Consider the following 11,450-nt stretch of genomic DNA (forward strand, 5'->3'; position numbering starts at 1 on the left):
AACTTCTTGTGCTATAATTTGTTTATGGATAAAATTTCTCTAAATAAAAAATTTAACAATTATATTTTAATGGCTAAGGACTTTTATTTAAAGGGAAATTTAGATATGAGTTTGCAAAGTTTTAAAAGGGCCTTGAATTTTTCTTGCTCCAAGGAAGAGTCTTTATCTACTCTTTATGAAATTGCTGGAATTTATTTGCAGTTGGAAGACTATTCGAATGCTTCTGATAATTTCAAGCAAATTTTAAGGTTAGATAAAAATCAAGAGGGAGCTTATTATGGACTTGCAATTTCTAATGATGCAAGAGGAAAAGATCCCAAGACTTCAATAGCTTTATACAAAAAAGCTATTGATCTGGATGCAGATTATCAAGAGGCATGGTATTATTTGGCCTTATCTTATGACAAGATTTGTAAAAAAGAAGATGCCATAGCTTGTCTAAAAAAGGCAATAAGCTTAAATACTAAAGATCACATAGCCTTAAATGATTTGGCTTCTATTTACGAAGAGATGGGAGATTATAAGACGGCAGAAAAATACTGCGGTATGTCTCTTAAATTAAAAAATGACTATGGCAGAGCCCTCTACAATATGGGGGTCATTCTAAAAAAACAGGGTCTTTTAGATGAAGCTGAAAAATATTACCTAAGAGCTGAAAAGCATTTTGATGAATCCTTGGTCTATTTAAATTTGTCGGCTCTTTATATAGAAGAAGATAACTTTTTAAAATCGATTCAGGCCCTTGATAGAGGTATAAAACGCTATCCACACGATGAAAAGCTTTGGTATAACAGGGCATGTTCCAAGTGTAGGTTGGGGTTAAAAGGTGCCGAGGAAGATCTTTTGATGGCATTTGATTTGAACCCCGAGGCTCTTATTTGGGCTGAAGATGATAAGGATTTGGTTGATATAGTGGGTGTAACATATGATTATTATAAAAACAGAAGAAGAAATTAAAAAAATGATAGAAGCTGGCAAGGTTTTGACCTTGGTACACAAGTCTTTGAGAGATTTTATAAGACCTGGTGTATCTACTCTTGAAGTGGACAAATTTTGTGAAGATATTATGAGAAAAAACGGGGCAAGCCCAGAACAAAAAGGCTACATGGGTTATCCTTTTGCAACCTGCACATCAGTTAATGATGAAATTTGCCACGGCTTTCCGACAGAATATGTTTTAAAAGAAGGAGATATCATAACAGTTGATATGGTTGTAAATCTACGAGGATGGTTGGCAGATTCGGCATGGTCGTATGCTGTTGGCAAAATAAGTGACGAAGCAAAAAAACTTATGGATGTCACAAGAGAATGTATGTATCTTGGAATAGATCAGGCCATAATAGGAAATAGATTGGGCGATATAGGAAATGCGATTCAAGTCCATGCAGAGTCTAATGGCTTTTCTGTCGTGCGTGATTTCGTAGGACATGGCATAGGAAAGGATATGCACGAAGATCCCCAAGTTCTACATTATGGCAAGCCGGGCAGGGGTCTTAGAATACAAGAAGGCATGGTATTTACGATTGAACCGATGATTAATCAAGGAACTTATCAGCTCAAGATGGATTCCAACGGATGGACTGCCAGGACAAGAGATGGAAAGTTATCTGCCCAATACGAGCATCAATTGGCAATTACAAAAAATGGTCCTATTATAATAACGGATCAAGGAGATGTATAATGATTAAAAAAATTAGAGACAAGGTAGAAATTGTAACATATTCTTTTGCAGAAGAACTCACAAATGCCTTGACTCACTGGTTGGGATTTGGTCTAGGCATACTTGGACTTGTTTTACTGCTTGTGAGATCTGTTAAGATGAAATCGGCAATCTCTACAACTGCATTTGCCATATATGGGGCCTGTTTGATATTTTTGTATTTCTCGAGTGCCATTTATCACTCTGTACCCTGGCAAAAAATAAAAAAAATCTTGAGAGTGATGGACCACTCATCAATTTTTATTTTCATAGCAGGAACTTATACTCCTATAATCCTTTTATCTTTAAGAGGGGCCTTTAGGATAGTCATGCTTGTTTTTATATGGTTAATGGCTCTTTTAGGAGTTTTATTTAAAATCTTTACCTATGGCAAGTTTGGCAAATATAATAAGTTGTCCCTTGCTCTGTATCTTATTATGGGTTGGATATCGGTTATGCTTTTTAGGCCCATGTATAGAACAGCCGGGATTAAATTAATAATATTCTTGTCGCTTGGTGGTTTATTTTACTCAATAGGCTCCTTCTTTTATGCCAACAAGAAAATTCCTTTTAATCATGCAATCTGGCATATTTTTGTAATTGTAGCTTCAGTCATGCAATATCTTGGCATATTTACTTCTTATGCAGCTATATAGGTGATTTTTAATTGAAAGAAATAAATAAAAATTCCCTCTTGGAGGGAAACATATCAAGTGTAATTTTAAAAATGGCTATGCCCTTAATGGGCACAGCCTTTATTCAAATGGCGTACACGATAATAGATCTCATATGGCTTGGCAGACTTTCAACAGGAGCTGTTTCAGCTGTGGGGACTGTTGGATTTTTTGTTTGGATAACAGAGGCCTTGATTTTAATAGGTAAAACAGGGGTATCTGTCGGTCTTGCTCAAGCCTATGGCAGAGGGGATGAAGTTGAGGCAGAGGAGGTCATGAGAGCAGGAGGACATGTACACTATTTTATTTGCTTTTTTATAATTGCAATTTATTTGCTCTTTGGCAAGTCTATAGTTGGATTTTATAAGCTTTCAAGCGAAGTTTTTGAGCAAACCATGACTTACTACTATATTGTGACAATAGGATATATTTTTTCTTTTACAAATACAATTCTAGTGACAAATTTTTCAGCCAAGGGAAATTCTGTAATCCCATTTAAAGTTGCCCTAGTGGCTCTCATCTTTAATATAGTATTTGATCCAATTTTGATATTCGGCCTTGGACCATTTCCGAGATTAGAAGTTGCAGGAGCCGCTTTAGCGACAGTTCTCGCCAAATTTTTAGCCACTCTTTTATATCTATATTTTGCAATTAGCTTCAAAATGGAATTTGTAAAGACAAACTACTTAAAAGTGGCTCCCAAATTTTACTATAAAAAAATATTGAAACTTGGAATTCCCGCTTCATCCCAAAGCATGGTGCACGCTATTGCAGGAACAATTCTAAACAAGTATATAGCAATTTGCGGGGAAGAATATATAGCAGTTTATTCTATCGGCTCTCAAATAGAATCTATAACTTGGCTCACATCAGATGGTATAGCGACAGCTTTTTCAGCCTTTATGGGACAAAATTTTGGGGCAGGAAACTATGAAAGAATCAAAAGAGGACGAAAAATTGGTTTAAATATAATGTATTTTATAGGCTTGTTCGGGACAGTAATTCTATTTATATTTGCCAAGGACTTCTTTAAATTTTTCGTACCTCAAGATATTCACACTCAAATTGCAGGGGCCCAATACTTAAAAATAATTTCGCCATCTGAATTTTTCATGTGCCTTCAAATTGGGACTGCAGGTATGTTAAATGGATTAGGTCTTACCAAGTATCCAGCCATGGCATCAACTATATGCCACGCCTCAAGAGTACCACTTGCCATATTTCTTATGACGAGCATGGGAATTTTGGGCATCTGGACTTCTATGAGCTTGACCATGATTTTTAATGGACTGGGGCTTAGCCTAATCTATGCTATAATAAGAAAAAAGACCGACGATTTTAAATTATTAATTTAGGAGGAATTATGCTAGAACAAATAAAAACACCAGAAAAAGGTGAAGAAATTGCAATTTTAAAAACAAATCACGGAGATATAAAAATAAGACTTTTCCCCGACATAGCACCCAAGGCAGTGGAAAATTTTAAGATACATATAAAAAATGGCTACTATGACGGAATAATATTTCACAGAATAATTGATGAATTTATGATTCAAGGTGGAGATCCAACAGGTACAGGAAGAGGAGGAGAATCCATCTGGGGCAGACCTTTTGAAGACGAATTTGATGTGAATTATAGAAATTTTAGAGGAGCTCTTTCCATGGCAAATGCTGGACCAGGCACAAATGGATCTCAATTTTTTATAGTTCAAAAAGGACCTGTTGAAGAAGATATAATAAGACAGATGAGATCTATGGGAGAAGAAAAGGGATATCCCGATCAAGTTGTAGATGTTTATGAAAATTTGGGCGGAACATTTTGGCTAGATGGAAAGCATACAGTTTTTGGTCAAGTTTTTGAAGGTATGGATGTGGTTGATGAAATAGCATCACTTCCTAAAAATGCTATGGACAAGCCACTTGATGATGTAATCATAGAAAAGGCAAGTATAGAAAAATTTTAAAATATAAGATGAAGATATTAGAATGAGCTGCTAAGGGTGGCTCATTTTATTTTTAAAAAGTTAAAGACAGAGGCTTTAATTAAAAGTTAAAAAGCTAAATAAAAACGTTGAAAAATAAAATGGACCCCCTAAGAGGTCCCAGAGATAAATCTCTATGTATTGGAAGAAAAAAGATGAATAAGATTCAAATTGATTGAATCTGTTATTATAATAACAGACAGACTTATTTTTGTCAAACGTTTTCAAAGATTTTTTTGGAAAAATATAAAAATTAAGTCCTGTATAGAAATCTTTATTGACTCAAAAAAATACTATAATTGGAGTAATTTGATAAAGAGCCAGCTTTTATTTTGGCTTTTTTTATTATACAATTCTAGGAAGAGGTGAAATATGAAAGCGACATCCATTGTCCTTATGATTATAACTGTTATATCAAAAATTTTTGGTCTGGCTAGGGAAAAAGCTCTGGCGTATTTTTTTGGGACATCTAGTTTAGCAGATGTTTTTTTAATTGCATTTCAAATACCCATGACCTTCTCTAATGTAATCCAGGGGGCCATGGTCAGTTCTTTTATTCCAATCTATGATGAAATAGAACATGAGCAAGGAACAGAAAGGGCAAACAAGTTTACCGGCAATTTAGCAGGAGCGATTTTTCTCATCTGTTTGATTTTACTTGTTTTAGGACTTATTTTTGCAGGTCAAATAATAGGTCTTATGGCACCTGGATTTGAGGGACAAGTTTTTTCTGATGCAGTATTTTTGACTAGGGCGGGTTTACTTTCTATTATAGCAACAGGTATTTATTCGATTTTCAAGTCATATCTGCAAATCAAGGGACACTTTATAGTTTCTGTTTCTCATGCTATTTTAATGAATGCGATTATTATAGCTTCCATGGTGTTTGCTAAAAAATTTGGCATAAATTCTTTGGCTTTGGGGATTTTTGTTGGATTTAGTTTCCAATATATATTTTTCCATCCATATTTAAAAAAGTCGGGCTACAAATCTCTTTTGGGTTTTAATTTTAAAGATAAAAAGCTTGTACAATGCCTAAAATCCATCCTTCCAATTTTTTTGGCAACATCTGTTATGGAACTAAATTTTATAATTTCTAAATCTTTAGCAAGTGAAATGTTTGAGGGAGCTGTTTCGACCTTAAACTTTGCTTATAAATTACAATCTTTTGTGACGGGTATTGTGGTAACATCTGTTATTACTGCCATCTATCCGACTATGAGCAGGGCATCTTCTGAAAATGACTTTGCATCACTCAAGGCAAAAACAAGAGAGGGGCTTTCCCTAATGGCAGTATTTGTTGTGCCAGCATCCATAGTTTTATTCTTTTTTGCAGAGCCCTTGGTAAATCTTCTTTTTAAGGGCGGCAAGTTTTCTCTTGAGGATGCAAGGGTAACAGGATACGCCTTGTCCTTTTATGCTCTTGGAGTTATAGCAATAGGTTTAAGAGAAACTCTTTTGAGGCTCTTATATGCCCTAAAGGATACCAGAACTGCTCTTATAAATTCTATTATTGTGGTTCTTGTAAATTGGATTATGTCGATAATATTGATGAAATCTTATGGCATTATGGGTCTTGCAGTTGCCACATCTTCTTCATTTTGGATAGGGGCCTTACTTTTGATATTAAGTATTAAAAGCAGATTGGGATGGATTTTAACTAAGAATTTTTTTATAAATTTATTAAAGATTTTATTGGCCTCATCTTTTATGATAATATGTGCAAATTTTATAACCAAAAGCATATTTACTCATTTGGGTCAAAGCTTGAGCTTACTTCTTTCTTTAGCTTTGGGAGGTATAGTATATTTGCTTCTTGTTTATATTTTTAAGATCAATGAAGTCGATGAATTAAAAAAACTTATTAAAAAATTGAAAGATTGATAATTGGTCTAGTTTGTAATAAACTTATAAACTAGTTGAGAGGTTAGTATGATCGAAATAAAAAATTTGAGTTTTCGCTATGAAGAAGACAAGGACTATGTATTAAAAAATATAAATATAAATATAAAAGAGGGCGAGTTTGTAGCTATACTGGGTCACAATGGATCTGGCAAATCGACCCTATCAAAACTTATAAATGGGATTTTCAATCCGACAGAGGGTCAAATTTTGGTAGACGGTATGGATACCCGAGATGAAGAGAAAATTTGGGATATAAGGTCTCGAGCTGGGATGGTCTTTCAAAATCCAGACAATCAAATTGTCGCTACCCTAGTTGAAGAAGATGTAGCTTTTGGTCCTGAAAATTTAGGGGTCGAATCAAAAGAAATTAGAAAAAGGGTAGACAAGTGCCTTGAGATTGTCGGCATGAGCGACTATAAAAGACAAGCCCCCCATCTTCTTTCTGGTGGGCAAAAGCAAAGAGTAGCAATTGCAGGAATTTTAGCAATGAGTCCTCGGTATATAGTAATGGATGAACCGACTGCTATGCTTGATCCTCAAGGAAGGCAGGAGGTCATGGATACAGTTTTGAAATTGAACAAGGAAGAAAACAAGACCATTGTTCTTATAACTCATTTTATGAATGAGGCTGTAATGGCTGATAGGGTTATTGTCATGAATGATGGAGAGATTTTTTTAAAGGGTAGTCCTAAAGAGGTCTTTTCCAATGTAAAAGAAATAAGAAGTTTAGGCTTGGATGTCCCCCAAGTTACAGAGCTTGCATATAGACTTAACAATGAGGGGTATGATTTTCCCAAAGACATTTTGACTGTGGAAGATTTGGTGGATAAGGTATGTCAATATTAGAAGTTAAAAATTTAAGTCATGTGTATTCAGAGAATACTCCATTTGCAAGAATAGCCATTGACAATGTGAGCTTGAAAATTGAAAATGGGGAGTTTATAGGACTAGTAGGACATACTGGATCGGGTAAGTCAACCCTTACTCAACATCTGAACGGACTTTTAAAACCAACATCAGGTGATGTCTTGGTAAAAGGAAGATCTATCTGCAAAGGCTCTACAAGATTAACGGGCTTGAGGCAAAAAGTTGGTTTGGTCTTTCAATATCCCGAGCATCAACTTTTTGAGGAAACGGTTGAGAAGGATATAGCCTTTGGTCCTATAAATCTGCAACTTTCAAACGATGAGATAAAAGATAGGGTCAAGGCTGCCATGGCTAGTGTGGGTTTAGATTATGAAACTTTCAAAGATTCATCACCCTTTGACCTTTCTGGCGGACAAAAAAGAAGAGTAGCTATTGCTGGAGTTTTAGCAATGGAACCAGAAATTTTGATTCTTGATGAACCAACTGCAGGTTTGGATCCAAGAGGAGCAAGGGAAATCCTGGATGAAATATTAAAAATATATGAAGAAAGAAAAATCACTATCATACTCGTATCTCACAGCATGGAAGATGTAGCCAGATATACATCTAGGATGCTAGTTATGAGTAAGGGAAAGCTTGTAATGGATGGAAGTCCTAGAGACTTGTTTCAAAGAGAAGATGAACTTAGGTCTTATGGTTTAGACCTGCCCCAGGTTAAGACTTTCATGAATAGACTCAAGGAAAAGGGCCTTGAAATCGACAATGACGCCATAACTGTAGATGAAGCTTTTGAAGTTTTGAAAAACTACTTGAGGAGTAAAAAGAATGCTTAAAGATATAACTATCGGACAATATTTCCCCAGCAATTCAATAGTTCATAAGTTTGATCCAAGGATGAAAATTATAGTTATGCTCATTTTTATAATATCATTGTTTTTTATAGATTCTTTTGTGCCATATATTCTCGTATTGGCATATTTGATTCTTGTAATAAAGACATCTCACTTGCCATTTTCTATGGTCATAAGAGGAATAAAGCCTTTGAGATGGATAATTTTGCTGACATTTTTAATAAATGTATTTTTCACAGGTGGCAGGGAAATTTTTTCTATATGGCGACTACATGTTACCTATGAGGGCCTTTATCAAGCTTTTTTTATGGCTATAAGACTAGTATTTTTAGTAGTTGGGACTTCGCTTTTGACTTTGACAACTTCGCCTATCGAGCTTACTGATGGATTGGAGAGCCTCTTGATGCCCTTTAAAAAGATTGGAATGCCAGCTCACGAATTGGCAATGATGATGACAATAGCGCTCAGATTTATACCAACTCTTATTGAAGAAACGGATAAAATAACAAAGGCTCAGATGGCAAGAGGGGCAGATTTCGAGTCGGGAAACATTTTAAAAAGAGCAAGAAGCCTTGTGCCACTTTTGGTGCCTTTATTTTTAAATGGCATTCAAAGGGCGACAGAGCTTGCAACAGCGATGGAGTCCAGATGCTATCGAGGTGGCGAAGGAAGGACAAAATTAAATGAATTAAGTCTTAAAAAGAAGGACTATTTCTTATTTTTCGGCAATTGTGCCTTCTATGCACTTATAATTGTATGGAGGTTTGTATTTTGAGAAACATATTTCTTGAAATCTCCTATATAGGAAGTGGCTTTTTTGGCTTTCAAAAACAACCGGGCAAGCGAACCGTTGAATCAGTTCTTCAAAGAGCGATTGAGGATACGGTTAAGCACCCGGTAAAAATTTTTTATGGAGGAAGAACTGACAGGGGAGTTCACTCTCAAGGTCAAGCTGTAAATTTTTATTCTGATACAAAAATCGATATAGGAAATCTTCCTCAAGTAATAAATTATCATCTACCCAAGGACGTTTCCGTAATAGGCTCAAAGTATGTAGATGAAAAATTTCATGCTAGATATTCTGCCAAGAAAAAACACTACCGCTATTTAATTTATAATGGCAGGTATAGAAATAGCTTGTATGAGGATAGGGCTTGGCATTTTCCCTTTAAACTCGATGAAAAAAATATGCAAAGATTTTTTGACCAGCTTACAGGAGAAAGAGATTTCGCATCCTTTATGGGCAAAAATGCAGTGGTAAAAGACACAATAAGAAGACTTGACAAGATAGAAGTGAGAAGAAAAAATAATCTTATTATAATAGACTTTTACGGAAAGAGCTTTTTGAAAAATATGATTAGAATCATGGTTGGAAGTGTTGTCAAGTTAAGCCATGAAAAAAAAGATATAAAAGAAATAAAAGAGATATTGGACAAGACCAGAAGGGGGTATGCTGGCCCCACAGCTCCAGCTCATGGATTGTATTTTCTCGAAATTGAATATTAATCATGACTAGACCTTGTAGATGGTTACAGTTTGGTTAAAGTGTGAGTAAAAGTCTTGTCAAGATTATCTATAAGTATTATATTAGACTCGGAGGGATATATGGCGTATTTAACTAAAATCAAGGGAAGATTGTCAAATCTATTCAGTTCATTTATAAGATTTCCCCTGCCCATGCTTTCTGTTTGTATAGCGGCAGTTTTTTATATAATTGAGATTTCAAGTATAAATGCCAACAATAATCAAGAGTTTAGATATTTTAAGTTGGGCTGTCTATTCGTATTTATATGCGCTCTTACAGCATTTTTGAGACTTTTGAGCGAGGGCCTCACTTATAACATAAGCTATGAAGAATACAGGGTAAGGAATTTTAAGATTTCTATTATTGCATATATTTTGGCTATTCCTGTAATATTTGGTGTTTATAAATTGCTTTTTGAGGCAAATGTTTATATGCCAAATTACAAGTATTTTGGGTCTTTAATTTTGTTTGCAATCGGATGTTTTTATATAGGAAAAATTTCCTATCACGAGGACTATATAGCCTATGTTATGGAGATTCTGTATTCACTTGTGACTTCTATTGTGTATTCTCTTGTTGTCTACATTGGAATTTGTGCAATTTATTTTGCGGCAAACAAGCTTTTAGGCCTTAGCTTTTCAAGAAATTTTTATGAAAAAGCGGCGATTATTGCCTTTTTGCCATTTGCAGGAGCGGTTTTTCTTTCGGGTTTTCCGACAAATAGCAGATCTTTAAACGATTATAATTTTCCTAAAGTATTGAAGGTTTTATTTACTTATATAATTTTGCCCATATTTTCTGTATATATGGGAATTTTGTACCTCTACTTTGGAAAGATTTTAATTCAAAGAGACCTTCCGCAAAATATCATAACAAATCTAGTTCTCTGGTTTGAAATTTTCCTAATATTATTTAATTTTTTCATAAGTCATATAAAAGATGTCAAGATATTGGAAAAATTTAGACGATTATCACCCATATTAAGCCTACCTCTTTTGGGCATGATGTTTTTTTCTATGTGGCTTAGAGTTAGTCAATATGGATTTACTATAAATAGGTATTTTGTTCTTATGATGGGAGTATTTGTTTTTTCAGCAAATTTATATCTCACAATCTATAAGAAGTCTTCCAACATAGCTTTGCCAATTATTTTTACAATTTTACTTTCTGTAAGCTTATTTGGCCCGCTTTCAGCTGAGGCTGTATCTCTAGACTCTCAGGCAAATAGACTTATGAAAGCCTTGGAGAGAAACAATATGGTAAATGGTGGCAAGATAATACCTAATACAGAAATATCCAAAAATGATAAGGAAATTATCCTATCATCTTTAGAATATCTGAATCGAAATGATGAAATGTCAGCTATAAAAGTCTTGCCTGAAAACTTTAAAATGGCGGATGTGGAAGAAGTCTTTGGGTTTCAACGTGTTGGTGTCAATTGTGGTTTGGGAAATAAGCCAATTTATTATGATTTAAATTCTGGAGACTTTACCCTCAATGTCGATGGCTACACCAAGCTTACTCATATAATGATTTCAAATGATACCAGTGTAGCATATGCATATGGGGCGCTGAGGTTCATTTGCAAAAATAATAAGTTGAACATATATAAAATTGTTGATGAAAAACCGGATACGATTGCTGAAATTGATATAAACCAATTGAAAAATAGGGTTAAGGCTTTTAAGGAGGCCAACTCTAAAATAAGTCCAGAGGATTTGGAAATCAAGGGAGATTACGAAAATATGAAATACAAATTGATTTTTGATCATTTGAGTATTTCTGAAGATTTGCAAGATTATAACTTGTATTTTTATTTTTTGACTGATAGGTGATGAATTTTAAAAATTTTGAAAAGTGTAATATAAAATGAGATTTTAGCTCGGTTAGTCCGGGCTTTTTTCTTTATAAAAGAGTCTTTATTCTATATAATAGAGAAAAGGTGATT

General features: G+C 34.5%; 11 protein-coding genes. All 11 read left to right on the forward strand.

Features of this window, described 5'->3' with window-relative positions:
- Nucleotides 1-24 precede the first annotated feature (24 nt).
- On the forward strand, nt 25-957 hold the full coding sequence (locus LV469_08720; protein UHR02704.1) for a tetratricopeptide repeat protein: 933 nt from the start codon (nt 25-27) through the stop codon (nt 955-957).
- A complete protein-coding gene (gene map / locus LV469_08725) occupies nt 926-1,681 on the forward strand; it encodes a type I methionyl aminopeptidase (protein UHR02705.1) in 756 nt (251 codons plus the stop codon). The genes LV469_08720 and map overlap by 32 nt, the downstream gene beginning before the upstream one ends.
- Entirely contained in the window at nt 1,681-2,355 is a 675-nt protein-coding gene (locus LV469_08730) for a hemolysin III family protein (protein UHR02706.1), read from the forward strand. Before map ends, LV469_08730 begins: the two co-directional genes overlap by 1 nt.
- Before the next feature lie 11 nt (nt 2,356-2,366).
- The gene (locus LV469_08735; protein ID UHR02707.1) at nt 2,367-3,728 is read left to right on the forward strand and encodes an MATE family efflux transporter; all 1,362 of its coding nucleotides are present in this window, start codon (nt 2,367-2,369) and stop codon (nt 3,726-3,728) included.
- 8 nt (nt 3,729-3,736) lie between these two features.
- Nucleotides 3,737-4,336: a peptidylprolyl isomerase gene (locus LV469_08740; protein UHR02708.1), complete on the forward strand. Its 600-nt coding sequence runs from the start codon at nt 3,737-3,739 to the stop codon at nt 4,334-4,336.
- A 390-nt stretch (nt 4,337-4,726) separates the two neighbouring features.
- The gene (gene murJ, locus LV469_08745) at nt 4,727-6,238 is read left to right on the forward strand and encodes a murein biosynthesis integral membrane protein MurJ (protein ID UHR02709.1); all 1,512 of its coding nucleotides are present in this window, start codon (nt 4,727-4,729) and stop codon (nt 6,236-6,238) included.
- A gap of 48 nt (nt 6,239-6,286) precedes the next feature.
- Nucleotides 6,287-7,105, forward strand: a complete 819-nt coding sequence (locus tag LV469_08750; GenBank protein ID UHR02710.1) for an energy-coupling factor transporter ATPase — start codon at nt 6,287-6,289, stop codon at nt 7,103-7,105.
- Nucleotides 7,093-7,959, forward strand: a complete 867-nt coding sequence (locus LV469_08755; GenBank protein ID UHR02711.1) for an energy-coupling factor transporter ATPase — start codon at nt 7,093-7,095, stop codon at nt 7,957-7,959. The genes LV469_08750 and LV469_08755 overlap by 13 nt, the downstream gene beginning before the upstream one ends.
- Nucleotides 7,952-8,752, forward strand: a complete 801-nt coding sequence (locus LV469_08760) for an energy-coupling factor transporter transmembrane protein EcfT (GenBank protein ID UHR02712.1) — start codon at nt 7,952-7,954, stop codon at nt 8,750-8,752. The genes LV469_08755 and LV469_08760 overlap by 8 nt, the downstream gene beginning before the upstream one ends.
- Nucleotides 8,749-9,483 (forward strand): tRNA pseudouridine(38-40) synthase TruA, encoded by a 735-nt coding sequence (gene truA / locus LV469_08765; protein UHR02713.1) that lies wholly within the window; start codon nt 8,749-8,751, stop codon nt 9,481-9,483. Before LV469_08760 ends, truA begins: the two co-directional genes overlap by 4 nt.
- A gap of 99 nt (nt 9,484-9,582) precedes the next feature.
- Nucleotides 9,583-11,337 (forward strand): DUF4153 domain-containing protein, encoded by a 1,755-nt coding sequence (locus LV469_08770; GenBank protein UHR02714.1) that lies wholly within the window; start codon nt 9,583-9,585, stop codon nt 11,335-11,337.
- The last annotated feature ends 113 nt before the right edge of the window (nt 11,338-11,450 follow it).

This window comes from Peptoniphilus sp. GNH (assembly GCA_021307325.1).
Lineage (GTDB): Bacteria > Bacillota > Clostridia > Tissierellales > Peptoniphilaceae > KA00134.